Annotated in this window: 11 protein-coding genes and 1 pseudogene; 8 read left to right on the top strand and 4 right to left on the bottom strand. The window is 62.3% G+C overall.

Going from position 1 to position 16,331, the window contains the following annotated elements; genetic code table 11:
- Window positions 1-250 precede the first annotated feature (250 nt).
- The 3 genes from F7R26_RS20645 to F7R26_RS20635 all read left to right on the top strand — a co-directional run bounded on the left by F7R26_RS20645 (window position 251) and on the right by F7R26_RS20635 (window position 4,738).
- Window positions 251-2,107 (top strand): phosphoenolpyruvate carboxykinase (GTP), encoded by a 1,857-nt coding sequence (locus F7R26_RS20645; RefSeq protein WP_150986387.1) that lies wholly within the window; start codon window positions 251-253, stop codon window positions 2,105-2,107.
- Between the two features lie 286 nt (window positions 2,108-2,393).
- Window positions 2,394-3,593: a tyrosine-type recombinase/integrase gene (locus F7R26_RS20640; RefSeq protein WP_150986386.1), complete on the top strand. Its 1,200-nt coding sequence runs from the start codon at window positions 2,394-2,396 to the stop codon at window positions 3,591-3,593.
- Window positions 3,590-4,738, top strand: a complete 1,149-nt coding sequence (locus F7R26_RS20635) for a PDDEXK nuclease domain-containing protein (RefSeq protein WP_150986385.1) — start codon at window positions 3,590-3,592, stop codon at window positions 4,736-4,738. The genes F7R26_RS20640 and F7R26_RS20635 overlap by 4 nt, the downstream gene beginning before the upstream one ends.
- Window positions 4,739-4,819: 81 nt before the next feature.
- Here the strand turns inward: F7R26_RS20635 and F7R26_RS20630 are convergent, their stop codons facing one another.
- The 4 genes from F7R26_RS20630 to F7R26_RS20615 all read right to left on the bottom strand — a co-directional run bounded on the left by F7R26_RS20630 (window position 4,820) and on the right by F7R26_RS20615 (window position 10,210).
- Window positions 4,820-5,788: an HNH endonuclease gene (locus F7R26_RS20630; protein ID WP_150986384.1), complete on the bottom strand. Its 969-nt coding sequence runs from the start codon at window positions 5,786-5,788 to the stop codon at window positions 4,820-4,822.
- Between the two features lie 212 nt (window positions 5,789-6,000).
- Window positions 6,001-8,637, bottom strand: coding sequence for an AAA family ATPase (locus tag F7R26_RS20625; protein ID WP_150986383.1), 2,637 nt, complete (start codon window positions 8,635-8,637; stop codon window positions 6,001-6,003).
- Between the two features lie 206 nt (window positions 8,638-8,843).
- Complete coding sequence (locus F7R26_RS20620; RefSeq protein ID WP_193692105.1) at window positions 8,844-9,533, bottom strand: RES family NAD+ phosphorylase; 690 nt, start codon at window positions 9,531-9,533, stop codon at window positions 8,844-8,846.
- The gene (locus F7R26_RS20615) at window positions 9,530-10,210 is read right to left on the bottom strand and encodes a HEPN-associated N-terminal domain-containing protein (RefSeq protein WP_193692104.1); all 681 of its coding nucleotides are present in this window, start codon (window positions 10,208-10,210) and stop codon (window positions 9,530-9,532) included. Before F7R26_RS20615 ends, F7R26_RS20620 begins: the two co-directional genes overlap by 4 nt.
- Before the next feature lie 669 nt (window positions 10,211-10,879).
- On the opposite strand from F7R26_RS20615, the gene F7R26_RS20610 reads away from it, so the two are divergent.
- The 5 genes and pseudogenes from F7R26_RS20610 to F7R26_RS20590 all read left to right on the top strand — a co-directional run bounded on the left by F7R26_RS20610 (window position 10,880) and on the right by F7R26_RS20590 (window position 16,262).
- Complete coding sequence (locus tag F7R26_RS20610; RefSeq protein ID WP_150986381.1) at window positions 10,880-11,707, top strand: DUF932 domain-containing protein; 828 nt, start codon at window positions 10,880-10,882, stop codon at window positions 11,705-11,707.
- 64 nt (window positions 11,708-11,771) lie between these two features.
- A pseudogene (locus F7R26_RS20605) lies at window positions 11,772-13,822 on the top strand (ParB/RepB/Spo0J family partition protein).
- Window positions 13,823-13,884: 62 nt separating this feature from the next.
- Window positions 13,885-14,094 (top strand): hypothetical protein, encoded by a 210-nt coding sequence (locus tag F7R26_RS20600; protein WP_150986379.1) that lies wholly within the window; start codon window positions 13,885-13,887, stop codon window positions 14,092-14,094.
- Window positions 14,095-14,320: 226 nt separating this feature from the next.
- Complete coding sequence (locus F7R26_RS20595; protein WP_150986378.1) at window positions 14,321-15,136, top strand: hypothetical protein; 816 nt, start codon at window positions 14,321-14,323, stop codon at window positions 15,134-15,136.
- An 811-nt stretch (window positions 15,137-15,947) separates the two neighbouring features.
- Window positions 15,948-16,262, top strand: a complete 315-nt coding sequence (locus F7R26_RS20590; RefSeq protein ID WP_150986377.1) for a DUF736 domain-containing protein — start codon at window positions 15,948-15,950, stop codon at window positions 16,260-16,262.
- Window positions 16,263-16,331: the final 69 nt, after the last annotated feature.

Raw genomic sequence — 16,331 nt, 5'->3', positions numbered from 1 at the left:
GGCCCTGCCACAGGCGAAGCGCCACTGTAGCGCAGCCGCGGGGCCTGTCGCGACCTTTTGCGCAGTTCCGGTCGCTGCGCAGTTGTAACGGGATGTGACGATCCTGGTCAGAGCCGCCCTACGCGGCCCGGTGCGGAACCCACGGCGAATTGCCGCGGTCTGCCCAGGTCATGGGGCGCTGCCAGCCGTCTCCCGACCGCGGCAACCGGCCAGGCTTTGCAAGATTTCCTTTACGCTTTGGAGTAGCAGTATGAACCACCCCACCATGCAGGGCACGCCCGCACTCAACGTACCGGCCTGGGTCAAGCACCAGAAGCTGGTCGCCTGGGTGGCCGAGTTCGCGGCCCTCGCCAAACCCGACAATATCTACTGGTGCGACGGCTCGCAGGAAGAGTACGACCGCCTGTGCGAGCAGATGGTCGCCGCCGGCACCATGAAGCGCCTGAACCCGGCCAAGCGCAAGAACTCGTTCCTGGCGCTGTCCGATCCGTCCGACGTGGCGCGTGTGGAAGACCGCACCTTCATCTGCTCGCAGAAGAAGGAAGATGCCGGCGCCACCAACAACTGGACCGCCCCAGCTGAAATGCGCCAGACGCTGTCCGGCCTGTTCGACGGCTGCATGCGCGGCCGCACGCTGTACGTGGTGCCGTTCTCGATGGGCCCGCTGGGCTCGCCGATCGCCCACATCGGCGTGGAACTGTCGGACTCGCCGTACGTTGCCGTCAATATGCGCATCATGACCCGCATGGGCCGCGCCGTGTTCGACGTGCTGGGCACCGATGGCGAGTTCGTGCCGTGCGTGCACACCGTGGGCAAGCCGCTAGCTGCCGGCGAGAAAGACGTGGCGTGGCCGTGCAACCCGACCAAGTACATCGTCCATTTCCCGGAAACGCGCGAAATCTGGTCGTATGGCTCGGGCTACGGCGGCAACGCCCTGCTGGGCAAGAAGTGCTTCGCGCTGCGCATTGCTTCCACCATGGGCCGCGACGAGGGCTGGCTGGCCGAGCACATGCTGATCCTGGGCGTGACCTCGCCGGAAGGCAAGAAGTACCACGTGGCCGCCGCGTTCCCGTCGGCCTGCGGCAAGACCAACTTCGCCATGCTGATCCCGCCCAAGGGCTTCGAAGGCTGGAAGGTCACCACCATCGGCGACGACATCGCCTGGATCAAGCCGGGCCAGGACGGCCGCCTGTACGCCATCAACCCGGAAGCCGGCTACTTCGGCGTGGCCCCGGGCACCAGCGAGAAGACCAACTTCAACGCGATGGCTACCCTGAAGGAAAACGTCATCTTCACCAACGTGGCGCTGACCGATGACGGCGACGTGTGGTGGGAAGGCATGAGCAAGGAAGCCCCGGCGCACCTGATCGACTGGCAGGGCAAGGACTGGACCCCGGTCATCGCCAAGGAAACCGGCGCCAAGGCTGCCCACCCGAACGCCCGCTTCACCGCCCCGGCCGTGCAGTGCCCGTCGATCGACGATAACTGGGACAACCCGGCTGGCGTCGCCATCGATGCGTTCATCTTCGGCGGCCGCCGCTCCACCACCGTGCCGCTGGTGACCGAGGCGCGCAACTGGACCGAAGGCGTCTACATGGCCGCCACCATGGGCTCGGAAACCACCGCCGCCGCCGCTGGCCAGCAAGGCGTGGTGCGCCGCGACCCGTTCGCCATGCTGCCGTTCTGCGGCTACAACATGAGCGACTACTTTGGCCACTGGCTGGCGCTGGGCAAGAAGCTGGAAGCTTCCGGCGCGAAGCTGCCGGGCATCTACTGCGTCAACTGGTTCCGCAAGGATGAGGCCGGCAACTTCGTGTGGCCGGGCTTTGGCGAGAACATGCGCGTGCTGTCGTGGATGATCGACCGCGTCGAAGGCCGCGGCAAGGGCACCGACCACGTGTTCGGCACCTCGCCCAGCTTCGAGGACCTGAACTGGGAAGGCCTGGATTTCACCAAGCAGCAGTTCGAGCAGGTCACCTCGATCGACCACGCCGCCTGGCAGAAGGAGCTGGCGCTGCATGAGGAGCTGTTCACGCAACTCAAGCACAACCTGCCGCAAGCCCTGGTGGATGCCAAGGCCGCGCTGGCCAAGCGCCTGGCTGCCTAAATAACAGGCACATCCGCCAAAGCCGTCGAACAGGCTAAAGCCAGGCGCCACGACGACGGCCGTCTCTCCCCCCTAAAGCCCACTCCGTCAACGGGAGTGGGCTTTTTTCATTTCACCATGACTCCAGCACCGAACTTCGCTGGACTACGCCGAAACCCGATGCAGCAGGTTTATCAATAACTTAGGCGAGTTCAACATATGCCGGTGCTTTCCGAAACCTGACCCGGCTTCCCCTCTGCTGGCCCCTACATGGCTCTTGGGAATCGGGTCTTTCCGAGGAGTCATCGTGGCAAAACTCAAGCTCACCAAGTCCGCAGTCGATGCGGCGCTACCCCAGGCGCAGGCCGTCGAACTCCGGGACACGCTGGTGCCCGGCTTCCTGTGCAAGGTTACACCAGCGGGCCGCAAGGTCTTCATGCTCCAGTACCGCACGAACGCCGGCGAGCGGCGCAAGCCCGCTCTGGGCCTGTACGGGGAACTGACCGTCGAGCAGGCCCGCTCGCTGGCCCAGGAATGGCTGGCCGAGGTGCGCCGGGGCGGCGACCCCAGCGCGGCCAAGGCCGCTGCCCGCGCAGCCCCCACGGTCAAGGAGCTGTGCACCAAGTTCATGGAGGACTACTCCAAGCAGCGCAACAAGCCCAGCACCCAGCGGGGGTATCAGGCCGTCATAGACCGCTGCATCGTTCCGATGCTGGGCCGCATGAAGGTGCAGGATGTGAAGCGGCCGGACGTGGCCACGGCGATGAAGAAGATGGCCCACAAGCCGGCCGAGGCGAACCGCGCTTTCAGCGTGATGCGCAAGATGTTTAATCTGGCCGAGGTATGGGGCCATCGGACGGACGGCACCAATCCCTGCCGCCACGTCCCGATGTACCCCAACGGCAAGGCCACCCACCTCATCAGCGACGAGGACATGGGCAAGCTGTTTCGGCGACTGGAGCACATCGAGGCCGAGGGCCTGGAGAACTACGTCATCCCGCTGGCGATCCGCCTGCAGTTCGAGTTCGCCGGTCGCCGCTCCGAAGTCGTCACGCTCGAATGGGCTTGGGTGGATCTGGAAAACCGGCGTGTAGTCTGGCCCGACAGCAAGACCGGCGGCATGTCCAAGCCCATGAGCGAGGAAGCCTACCGGCTGCTCTCGACGGCCCCACGGCAGGAGGGCAGCCCTTACGTGCTGCCTTCTCCGCGCCACCCCGGCAAGCATCTGACCACGGGCGAGTACTACGGCGGCTGGAGCCGCGCCCTCAAGGCGGCGGGCGCGGCCCATGTGGGCACGCACGGCATCCGCCATCGCTCGGCCACGGACATTGCCAACTCGGGTATCCCTGTCAAAGTCGGCATGGCGCTGACGGCGCACAAGACCGTGGCGATGTTCATGCGCTACGTTCACACCGAGGACGACCCTGTGCGCAAGGCCGCCGAGTTGGTGGCGAACCGGCGCAAAACGATCACCGAGGCGCAGCGGCCTGCGGAGGTGGTCGCATGACCAGGAAGACGCCTGCGGCGGTGGGAGCCGCACCCGCCGCCGTACCTGCCGGCTACGCGGGCATCCACGGCGGCATCGTGGAACTGCTCGATGCCGCGCGCCAGGCAGCAGCGCGCAGCGTCAATGCGCTGATGACGGCCAGCTACTGGGAGATTGGCCGCCGCATCGTGGAGGCCGAACAACAGGGCAAGCGGCGCGCGGGGTACGGCGAACAGTTGATGGCCCGGTTGTCCGCTGACCTGACCGCGCGGTTCGGGCGGGGCTTTGGCGTCAACAACCTGGAGAACATGCGGCGGTTCTTCCTCGCATACCCTGTTTCCGAGATTTCCCAGACACTGTCTGGGAAATTGGACAACGAGCTGCCTGATGAGAAATCCCAGACGGTGTCTGGGAAATTGAGCCTCGCCGAGCTGGCGCAAGTGTTCACGCTGCCGTGGTCGGCCTATGTCCGGCTGCTGGTGGTCAAGGATACCCATGCCCGGCGCTTCTACGAAACCGAGGCACTACGCGGCGGCTGGAGCGTGCGCCAGCTTGACCGGCAGATTGGCAGCCAGTTCTACGAGCGCACCGCCTTGTCCAAGGATAAGGCGGCGATGCTGGTCAAGGGAGCTGTGGCGAGGCCCGAGGATGCCGTCACGCCCGACGACGCGATCAAAGACCCGTATGTACTGGAGTTCCTGAACCTCAAGGACGAGTATTCGGAATCCGATCTGGAGGCCGCGTTAATCCAGCGGCTGGAGGATTTTCTGCTGGAGCTGGGCGAAGGCTTCACCTTCGTCGGCCGGCAGCGGCGCTTGCGCATTGACCAGACTTGGTATCGGGTCGATCTGCTGTTTTTCCATCGCAAGTTGCGTTGCTTGGTCATCATCGACTTGAAGCTGGGCAGCCTGACCCATGCGGACGTGGGCCAGATGCACATGTATTGCAACTATGCCAAGGAACATTGGGCCTACCCCGAGGAAAACCCGCCCGTGGGCTTGATTCTGTGCGCAGACAAGGGCCATGCGCTGGCGCGGTATGCGCTGGAAGGCTTGCCTTCGAAGGTGATGGCGGCGAACTACCGTACCGTGCTGCCGGATGCCGAACTGTTGCAGAAAGAGCTGGAAACCGCGCGGCACCTGTTGGAGTTGCGTACGTCGAAGTAGTCCCGGAAACTCCAGCAATAGCCGGGCGTCCTGGCGTGCCGCCGTCGGGTTCACGGGCTGCACCCCGCGCCTCTTATCGCTCTACGCTTCCGAGGCCGCGTCTGGCCCCGTCTTGTGGACGGCAAGTTCGTAGCCAACTTGAACCGGAACGACCTCTCCTTTGACTACCTCACGCCCGGTTAGATCCAGCACCCGAACCTTGGATGGCCCATACCGTGCCGGGTCTGGTGAACCCGGTGTCGGAAAGGGAAGAATTGAAACTGGCTGACCGTTCAGGGCGAGGTCGTGTTTTTCCGACGGTAACTGCACTTGGAATACCTCGTTCCCGTAGGCCAGTACCAAGAACATGTAGGGATAGTTCGCGACGTGAGCTTTTCGCCGCAGGACAAATGCGGCGATCAAATCGTTCGGCATTGGCCCTGGCTGAAATGTACGAATGATCGGGCACTGATCCGCAAATCGACGACTGTGGTCGGTTGACCTCACCCAACTCATCAAGTGCGGGAAGTTTCCGACTTCTTCGTCGGGGAGCAATGTCAGGCCAATCTTCATGAACGCCTTGAGCACTGCGACCGGCGTATAGGAATCGCGCTTGAGCTGAAAGGTGATCCGCTGGTTCGCTTCGTCTATCTGGTAAAGCGGGTCATCCTCATACGAGGTGATATTGAAGCCCGCAGCGCCGTACTCGATTCGCCAGCCTTTCCCGTCGCCGCCTTTCTTCAAGGTCGGCACGCCAGTTTTTCCACGAATGCGTGCGAAGGTACGTGTTGGCTTCGACCAGTTGCCTAGATCGTTCTCGATGCCGCGTCCAAACCCTTCATTGCAGTCGTCGCACTCATACGCGCTCTCTATGCTCTTGTTGCCGAGTGCTTCCGGTATCGCATGAGCGACCTTGCGGAAGGTCACCTCGGGCGGCTTCCTACCGCAAAACCTGCAAGTGCGATTCTGCCTGTCGCCGAGGACAACCTTATCTCCTGGGCGCAGGAACCATTGCCGCAGCATGTCGTAGTGCGTTTCGTAGAACTTGATATTGGCTTCGAGAGAGGTCATGAAGCTTTCGTTTTGAGATGATGGTTGAGCGCCTATGCGCGCGATACACGGCATGCAGGCCGGATTGTCGTTTGATCCGGCCCTTGGGCGTCGCAAAACGCCCAAGCGCACTGCGGCCGACGTGTCGGCGACGCTGTGTGATGACTTGAGCACCGAATGGGAAAGGTTGATGCTGCGAGTCTCCGAAACTCGATGAAAGTACCTTGAGCCGTCTACGGCGCTGCGGCAAGTGACGCGACGGCAGGTCCGGCCTTACGCTTCTTGGCCGTGTTCACGTTGCGTGTCTCGACCTGTCCGCGCCAAGTCTCCAGCGCCATGATGTCGGCGAGCAGTTCATCGGGTTCTGGGACGGCGACACCACCCATGAGTGCCTTATCGTGCGCGTAGTTCGAGCACTTTGTCATGCCCGCGTTCACTTGCGCGTAGTCATCATCCTCAACTACAACACCGGCCAGCCGCTGCGTCTCGACACCTTTGCGGAAGCGAAGGATGACCTCTCGCAGTAGTACTTCCTCGACGGCACGTTCCCATGCCATGCGCAAGCGGAAATAGGCATCGACGGTCTGCCGTCTGTGTTCTTGCTCTTCGCCGTCCTTGTGGAGTTTGGCGATGGCTTGATGCTGGGCTTTCAGGGCGCTGACGCGCTTGCTCGCGGTCTTTCCCTCGAATGGTAGATCGGGGTCTGCAACCCCGAAGCCCTCTGTGCGGCGGGTCAGACTTTGGGTTGCGATAGGGACACCCGCCAACTTCGCTTCTTCGACCAACAGGCACAGGAAGTAGATGTCATGGGTAAATACCGCAACCTGCCGCCGCGCTGCCTCTGCAGTCAGGCGCTTTGCCACACGTTCACGCCGACGGTGATCGAGAGATGACACCGGATCATCGAACACGATGCCGCCCTGCCCCCCATTTAGGCCGACCTCGGCAAGGAAGGAACCGATCGCGATCGCGCGCTGCTCGCCCTCGCTCAAGATCTCGCCCGGACTGCGGCTTTGTGGTAGTTCCAGCTTGAGCTTGTGCAGGGCTTTACCTCTATCCGACCGGCTCTGCAGCGAAACGCGCAACGTGCCGACACCGAGCGCCTTGAATTCGCGGTTCAGGGCGTCGGCCAGTTCCTTCGACACAACCTTCTCCGCCAGTTCCGACGCCTTTAACGAGATGGCGTTGGTCTTCACGGCAGACAGGCACTTCGTGAGCTTGGCCTGGTGGGCGAGTCGATTGACGGCGGTGACGACAGCATCCTTGATCTGACTCAGTCTTACCCGTGCATCCAGTTCCAGGAACTGCTTCTGCAGGGTCGCACGGGCCTTTTCGTCCGAGGCCTTCTCCAAGGTCACCGCTTCGGCATTCAACTTGTCAGCCAAAGCCTGAAGGCGCTCGGTCGGATTGACCAGAGGTTGACTGACGTCGTCCCACTGATGCGAGATCACTGCCGCTTTGATGGCCACCTGACGGGCGGCCAGGAGCGGCTCGAAAGCCTTGGCATCGGCGGCCAGTTGCGGGTCCAAGGCCTCGATTTCTCCATATGTCACGTCGTCGAGATTCAGCGTGAGAACCTGCGCAGCGAACGGCTTGTATTCCGCGTACAGGGCAACACGGCGTGCCTGGGATGTCTTCTCCGCTTCCTGTTGAATAAAGGCTTCGAAGCGCAGCAAGCGGTCGGAGCCTTCGGCAAGGGGTTGTTGGCAGAGCGGGCAAGGTGCGTCCGCGCCCAGCGCGGGGAACGATTTTTCTGGGTGGGACTCGATGGCGAACTTACGCGCTGCCTCGAATAGTTCACGCCATGTCTCGCCGCCAGTAGCCGGCAGCAGGTTCTCACCTTCCTTGAACTGCTTCGCGGCGAGGGCGGCTGCAGTCTGCGCCGTGCGATAGCTGTCTGCCAGACCTTTCAGCTTGGCGACGACAGCTTGATCCACCTGTGCGCCTTTGCTGGCCGCATTCGCTGCGATAGCTGTGATACGGCGAGCGCGCAAGCGCAGTTGCGCAGCCTTCTCCTTCGGGTTGTTCTCCTTTAGGCTCTTGTCCAGAGACGCATGCTGGGTCAGTTCCTCTGGGGTCACCGTTGCTAGCGCTTCAATCTGGGCAAGGGCCGTCTTGGCGGAAAGCGAGGCGACTAACTTGCCGACGGGTGTGTCGCCTTGCAAGGGCGCAAAGGCGGACAGATCAGCGGCGGATTGGGTGTATTCGGTTTCGATCGCCGTCTTCAACTGCTTGCAGACTTTGGCCAGCCCTTCGAATACATCGAGCCCGTAGGGCACATAGGAGAAATCGTCCTCTCTGTCGAGGTAGGCGCGAGCGCAACGCGAGTCAAAAATCGCAAATGACGAAAGCGCAGCAGGAGCCGCTTTGCCGTGGAGCCAGTGTGCATCTTGCGCAACTCCGTCGATTGCGATTTCGAATGTGGCTTCCGGAGTCCCGGCTTTGCCTGCAGGCAAGTTGGCGTTCGGATGAATAGCCTCCGTCTGATCGCGCGCACGACATGCGCGCTTGAGCACACGGGAGTACCCCGATTTGCCTGAACCGTTATCGCCATAGATGACGGTCATTCCAGAGGCGCCGAAGGGCAGACGCTGGTTCTCCGCAATCGCGTTGACGTGCCGCATGCTCTTGATGGCTCGCAGCTCAACGTGAGTTGCCGCTTGGACCGGAGCGGGAATCTGATCTGCCGTCAGCGGCTTGGGCTTGCGGTCTTTGGGATCTGTGATGCCATGTGCCGCCTTGAGTAGCGCGAAGAGGTCATCCTGATCCTCTATCGTGAGCGTTTGCTTGGCCAGCAGGCGGGCCACCGCATCGCTCTGCCACTCAGGCAACCCCTTCGTCCAGTCCAGTATCTCCTGCAATATCGACATAGGCCCCTCCCGCCGTCGTGTCATTTATCGTCCAGAAGCTCTCCCGATTCGCCGTACAGGCCATGGGAGCGCTGTTGCAAACGGAAACATTATGACCCCCCAGGGTTTCGCTGCAAGGCTCGCGCACAGTGCCTGGCGTTTCGCACCAAACCGCCACCACGCGGCATTGCCTTCTCATGCATTTGGTAGCGAGAAAACCCTTCGCCCTAAGTCCGCTCAGATACGTCCATCAATTGCACCTCCGATTTCCGTATGTCATAGCTGATGCCTTTGATTTCGCAGATGACTATGGACTGGGGGACAAGCTCCAACGTCGAATCGGTTTTTTCCAAGAAATCCCATTCATCGTTGAGCGATGCGGGATCTTCTTTGTACCAAACCTGTGGATGAAACCATTGATCACCCTCATCATCCGTTTCGTATAGATAGGCATTTAACTCGCGCCCATGTCTCTTGAAAAATCTCTTTACGAACGATGCCTTGTTGAATAGCGTGACGTTGAGCGGGCGCCTGTTTTCGGATGCTGGCACCTGCGCAGAGCGGAAGATTAATCCATCCAAATTGAGCTTCGCATGGGTGGCGAGATAGTCGGATATCACTTGTGTCAACAGATAGCCATCCTCACTGTGCTCAGGGAGGACGGGCTTGGTGAGTACTCTTTCGAGTTGAGAAAGGAACTTCTGTCGTCGCGCGATTTCCAGTGATGACGCATCGAACATGCTGCGATTTATGACAGATGGAATTTGCGGCAGGCGTGTCAAATCCAGCAATCGTATTGAACGAAGAATTTTGAATTCTGCAACCGCAACGCGGCTTCCAACGGGAGGCCGTACCTCGGCAATCGCGACATCTGGCGAATTGGCGCCGTAGAACATCGAGATGCCTCTGGCGTTCATGCGTCCCGCACCGCCAACACCCGAAGGGGCCCCAGTTGAGCGTCTGGGTCTTCCAGCGCCTTCTCCAAGGCATCGTCGTTCTGAAAAACACGTGCGCGGAAAAGAGTTCCCAGTTCATGACCGGGGCCGACCTCGACAATCAAAGGCTCGCCCGAGGCAGTGACATCTTTGTCTACCTTGTCGAAGACCATCTGGAGCACTTCGAGTGCGTCTGGGTTAACAAACCTAGTGCGTGTCCGAAGACTTTCCTGCATGTCATGCCATCGGCGATGAAGCCAGTGGTCTGCTACGCCAGTTTTAATGAATAAGGCGTCCGCCTCTGGTGCCTGGCCATCGTATGCATCGCGTTCCCAGATGGCCCACACGATTTCGAATAAATCGTCGGAAAGCGCATGGGATGCGGGTTCTACTTCTTGCTGAATGATCTCCTGGAGTTCATCCCCGAGAGACGGATACCCATGATCCTCACGAAGAATATTGTCGGCAACTTGATAGTTGTCCTGGAACTCGTGGTCAAAAATCTGTGCGATTTCATCTAGCCCCAAGGTCGGTGCGTTCCGTCCGCAATAGTCACACGCTACATCGGTCGTTTCGCTGGCACTTATCTTCTGGCTTAGGAACTTATTGCCGATGCATGTGCCACAGACTGCCTTTTCATCTAGATCGACTCCGCTCAAGATACTGCTCCATTATTTTTGAGTTGCTTTGTCCCCGGCGCCACACTGCACAAGCAGACGAAATCCTGCTAGGCAGGCGCCATGTCCCGGCCCTTTTCATGGGCGTGCCATCGCTAGATTAGCGTAACGACCAGTTACCAAGTTCGGCGCTCATGCTTTGTCGGTTGTGGATGCAGGGCGTCCCCGGCCAAGAAACATGGCCGGTCGCGCTGTCGTGCTGCGCATCGAGCCGCCTGCAGCGTCTCGCCCCATGCGGGCTTCCATCGTTCCCTCGCTCCGCTCGGCTGACGCCTCCGGCCCGGCTTCCAGCTTCGGGCCTGCGCGCTTGCGCTTGCCGTGCGGTCGGCACACAGGGAGGGCCGTTGCCATGTCCAGCCGTCTTCCCTGACTCCATCACCTTGTCAGCGACCGTAGCCCGCTCCCGTAGGCCGTCAAGGCGCGCAGGGCCGTGTCCTCGGCTGCGCCTGCGGGCCGCACCCACCCTGCGCTTGTTTCCTTGACGGCCCCCGTCCGCGCGCTCCTTTGGCCGCGGGCGATGAACTCAGGAAAGACGGTGGCAACAGGGCCAACCGGGTTCCTCGTGCCGACCGCACCGAACAGCCGAAAGGCTGGGCTCCGAATCTAGGAATCCGGTGTGCGGTTTTCTTCAACAGCCTCAGGAGAAAGACCATGCAACTCGCATCCCGCTTCGCTCACCACTCCCCCGCATTGCGCAGCGAAACCCCGCTGTCCGATGACCAGATTCGCAGGGTGGCCCCGTCCATCTTCGCGGACGCTCCGCATGAGAGCCGTTCCGAGCGGTACAGCTACATCCCCACCGCCGCCGTGTTGACCGAGCTTCGCAAGGAGGGTTTCCAGCCCTTCATGGTGTGCCAAACCCGCGTGCGCAACGAAGGCCGGCGCGAGCACACCAAACACATGCTGCGCCTGCGCCACTCCAACCAGATCAACGCCCGCGAAGCCAATGAAATCATCCTGCTGAACTCGCACGACGGCACGAGCAGCTATCAATTACTGGGTGGCATGTTCCGCTTCGTTTGCAGCAATGGCCTTGTCTGCGGCGACACCATGGGCGATGTGCGCGTGCCCCACAAAGGCGACGTGGCCGGGCATGTCATCGAGGGCGCCTATCAGGTGCTAGGTGGCTTCGAGCATGCGCAGGAATCGCGCGAATCCATGCAGGCCATCACGCTGGATGCAGGGGAATCGGAAGTGTTCGCCCGCGCTGCGCTGGCCCTCAAGTACGACGACCCGACCAAGCCCGCGCCCATCACGGAATCGCAAATCCTGATGCCGCGCCGGTTCGATGACCGCCGCCCCGACCTGTGGAGCGTGTTCAACCGCACGCAGGAGAACTTGACCAAGGGCGGATTGGCTGGCCGCGCCGCCAATGGCCGCAGGCAGCGGACCCGGCCCGTGCAGGGCATCGATTCCGATGTGCGCCTGAACCGCGCCCTGTGGCTGCTGGCCGATGGCATGCGTCAGCTCAAGGCCTGAACCGTTCCCCGCCGGAGGGGCGGTTCCCCTCCATTCCCTTGTTTCACTCGATTGGAGATTCACCATGAACGCCGTTACCTACACCGAAGCCCAAGCCCTCGACACCCGCGCCAACGTGCTGCAAGCCGCCGACCCGAGCAAGCCCATGATTCTGGTTCCCCTGTCGCGGCTGGTGCTGCGCCCCACGGGCCGCAACGTGCGCAAGACCCCGCGCATGTCCATTCCCGAACTGGCCGCGAGCATCCAGCGCGTGGGCTTGCTGCAAAACCTGATCGTGATTCCCGCTGCCGATGGCGAGCATTACGAGGTGGTGGCCGGTGGTCGCCGCCTTGCGGCCCTCAAGCTGCTGGCGAAGAAACACCGCATCGCCAAGGATTGGCAGGTGCCTTGCCTGCAAGTGGCCGATGGCACGGCCCGTACCGCGAGCCTCACCGAGAACGTGCAGCGCGAAGCCATGCATCCGGCAGACCAGTTTGAAGCGTTTGCGGCATTGGTGGCCGAAGGCCGCCCCATCGAAGACATTGCAGCGGATTTTTCCGTCACGCCGCTGGTGGTGCAGCGCCGCTTGAAGCTGGCGAACGTCTCGCCGCGCCTGATGGCGAACTACAGGGCCGATGCCGTGACGCTCGATCAGTTGATGGCGCTCTCCATCACCGACGATCACGCCGCGCAGGAGCGTGCGTTCTACGATGCGCCGCTGTGGCAACGCAGCCCTCCGCGCTGCGCGAACGCCTGACCGAGCGCGAGATTGACGCCTACCGCCATCCGCTCGTGCGCTTCGTGGGGCTGGATGCCTACGAGCAGGCAGGCGGCGGAGTTCGCCGTGACCTGTTCGCGGAGGATGACGCGGGCGTGTACCTGAGCGACGCCGCCTTGCTGGAACGGCTGGCGCAAGACAAGCTGGCAGGCATCGCCGCCGAGGTGAAGGCCGAGGGCTGGGCTTGGGCCGATGCCACGCCCGGCATGACCCATGCCGACCTGCACGCCTTTCAGCGTGCGCCGAGGGAGCGGCGCGCACCCAACAAGCGCGAAGCACAGCGCATCGAGAAGCTGCAAGAGAAAATGCGCGCCATTGGCGAAGCCGTGGACGCCGCGATGGATGCCGAGGACGAGGAGAAGGCCGACGCCTTGCAGGAGGAAGGCGAAGCCCTGGGCGAGCAGTTGCAGGCGCTGGAAGAAGGCTTGCGGGGATACGGCGCGAACGTGAAGGCCGCAGCCGGTGCCATTGTGACCATCGACCGCAACGGCGAAGTCGTGATTCATCGCGGGCTGCTGCGCGAGGCCGAAGCTAAGGCGCTGCGCACGCTCGAAAAGCTGCGCCAAGGCTTCAGCGACCCGGACGCCGCGAACGATGACGAAGGCGAGGAAGACGAAGCGCCCAAGACAGCAGCGATTTCCGACCGACTGGCTCAGCGCCTGAGCGCCCATCGCACGGCTGCACTGCAAATCGAGGTAGCCCGGCATCCACAGGTGGCGCTGGCCGCGCTGGTGCATGGCATGGTGCAGACCGTCTTGCAGGGCCGCTACTACGGTCATGATCTACCGCTGGGCGTGCGCCTGACGGTGCAAGACCGGCTGGAAGGCATGGCCCCGGACTGGCCCGATTCACCCGCCGCCGTGGCGCTGCGCGAATTGCAGCAGGCGTGGGGCGGCAAGCTGCCCGACGACAGCGCCGAACTGTTCGCCGCGCTGCTGGCGATGGAGCAAGGCGAACTGGTCAAGCTGCTGGCCGTGTGCGTGGCTTCGACCGTGGACGTGGTGACGCCGCGTGCCACGGTACAGCAGCCGGGCGCGGAACTGGTGCAGGCTGTGGGCCTCGACATGGCCGCATGGTGGAGGCCGACCGCAGAAGGCTACTTCAAGCACGTTCCGAAGGCAGCGATTCTGCAAGCCGTGGGCGAGTTGGTGCCCGAGAGCGTCAACCGGCTGGCGAAGCTCAAGAAGGCCGACATCGCCAGCGAGGCCGAGCGGCTGGCGGATGGCACGGGCTGGATGCCTGCGATCTTCAAGGCCGAAGGCCCACAGGAGGCAATGCAGGAAGAAGGCCCGGAGCAGGACGCACCGGCAGATGCCGAGGCCGTGGCGGATGAACCCGCCGAGGCGCTGGCCGCTTGACCCACGCCGAAGGCAAGCGCCCCGGCCTTGACCGGGGCGCTTCGCTGGAAGGAGAACAACCCATGACCCGCACCACGACCAGCCGCCCACACATGGCGGCGACCTACGCCCCCGGCACGGTTCGCGCCCGCCGCTGGCACGGCGAGAGCGACGTGCGCGGCTATCGCCCGCCCTCGGGTTGGATGGCCTGCGCCGACCTCACCGACATTCACCCCATCACGGGCCGCGCCTTGCCGCGTGCCGTGTGGTGGATCATCGAGACAAAGGAATAACCGCGATCAGCACCGCGCCCAGGCCGTTCCGCCCTGGGCGCGGTGGACGCAAAAATCCGGGCGCGGCAGTGGCCGCGCCCGGTGTTGAAGGCCAACAGCCCAATCAGAACACCGCCGCCTGATCTGTCGCTCAGACGACCTGTTAACGGCATCGTGCGATGCCTTCCTTGCCTCCCGGCAAACAGCGAGTGCTATTAAAGTGAAGTGATACGGGAGGCAATATCTGATGAGAAAACAACATCGTCCACACGGCAAGGCCCCTACTGCATGGGAAGCCGACATTCTCAAAATCCGGGCTTTTGAGATGGTGCTGATCCTTTTCTATATGGAGGATCTGCGACGCTTCATCATGGGTTCCATCGAGGCCACCGACAAACTGCATGGGGTGAATCGGCTGAGTGACGGCAAACCCAAAACCAAGGAAGGCAAGAAACTGGAGTTTGCCCGTGCCGTGTTGGTATCCGATGGGGTCATTAACCAGGCCGAGAGCGATGAACTCAAAGAACTGGTGGACTATCGCAACATCATTGGGCACACGATCCATGATCTGACCGTGGATGTGGGTGCCTATTCCGATCTGACAAGGCATCACCCCGAAACCTTCAAGCCGATGCCTTTGTATGACTACACGGCTGCCAAGCGGGCCAAGGTGCTCAGCGAGAAAGTGAGTAAGGGCATGATGAAGAAGTTCATGATGATGGCCTCGCTCGACTTCTTGGCCTTTGAAGCGGCGGAGAAGACCTATATTGCGGAAATTGAGCGACTGAAGGAGCGGGTCAACAAGGGCATTGAGAAGGCCAACAAGGTGATCGTCGAGACGAACCGCGTCATCCAGGCTATTCCGAAGTCGGTCATGGAATCGGCCCAACCTGGCCACCCGAGGAACATCAAGGAAAGCGGCGCCCTGAGCAAGCGCGGAGCGGAGTGCGTTTTCCAGCTCTTTGAAGCCCATGTCACCCCATTGGCTGTGGCTTACCTGATGAGGATTTCGCATCGTTCGGCCGCGCATTGGTTTGCCAAGTGGCAGGCCAGCAAGGCATAGACGTTTTCCGTCTGCGCTGTTCGGCTGAATACGCTGGGCGTGTCGGCGCAAGCGCCGCCGGGCTTTCGGGCTGCGCCCCGTGCCGTCTTTGTCGTCACGGCCTTCGGCTTTAATCCCTCACGCCTTCGCGCCTGCGGCGCTGCGCACTATGTTTGCCTCCAGGGGAAAGCCCTGCGGGCTATCCCCGCCGCGCAGGGCTTGGCGCCCCTTGATACCGCCAACCCGGCTGCGCCGCATCGGCCCGGCCAGCGCCCCGCCGTGTGGGCAGCGCGCTGGCGAACACGCTGGCGCTTGCTGCGGCAGGTTGTGCGGATGCGTGCCGTCCTCGACGCTGGCGGTCCCTGCCCATCACGTCTCGAAGGACGGTTTACGGACAACCCGCACGGCATCGCTATGGAGCTTCCACGCCACGCCTCAAGACCGGCGCCGCAGGGCGCGGCGGAGGCGTTCTTGTCTGTCGTTGGGTGGTTGCCCTGGCCCGCGTCAGGGGGCGAGCCAGTGCAGCCTTCGAGCGGGATGCCGAGTCTGCCCTGTCTCCTTTCGGAGGGGAGGTGGTTCGGCCCAAGGCGTCCTTGTGTTGTTGTGAATCCTGGCAGGGGCGCGGCTGCGCCTCGGGCTTCATGGCTGCAACCGTCCAGCGAAAACAATTTCCCCTGCACTGCGTGCATTCCTCGCGGGACAAATTCTTTTCGCCTCCCGGCCCTCCACTGCGTTGCGGCCGCAAGCGGTGCAGCCCGCCCGTCCCCCGCCGGCCGGATCACAACAAGGACGCGATGGGCGCGAACCTTGTTCCACCAAAAGGAGATCCATCATGGCCAACATCGGCACCTTCACCGCAGACAAAGACGGCTACACCGGCACGCTTCGCACCCTGACGCTCAACGTCAAGGTCAAGCTGGTGCCCAACGACAAGGGCGACAGCGAGAAGGCCCCGGACTTCCGCCTGCAGGCCGCCAGTCACGACATCGGCGCGGCGTGGAAGAAGACTAGCGAGGCCGGGCGGGAGTACATCTCCGTGACCCTCGACGATCCTTCGTTCCCGGCCACGGTCTACGCCCGCCTGATCGAAGGCGAGAACGGCACGCACGACCTGATCTGGTCGCGCAGCAAGCCTCAGGCGGCGTGACCGCCACCAGCGCCCCGCCTACGTGGCGGGGCGCTGTGCTGCTTTCGTCGCACTGTATGGAGGCAGCAC

It is taken from the genome of Cupriavidus basilensis, from assembly GCF_008801925.2.
Classification (GTDB): Bacteria; Pseudomonadota; Gammaproteobacteria; order Burkholderiales; family Burkholderiaceae; genus Cupriavidus; species Cupriavidus basilensis.
Note: the sequence above shows the minus strand (reverse complement) of the source record. Positions and strands in the feature narration are given on the sequence as shown.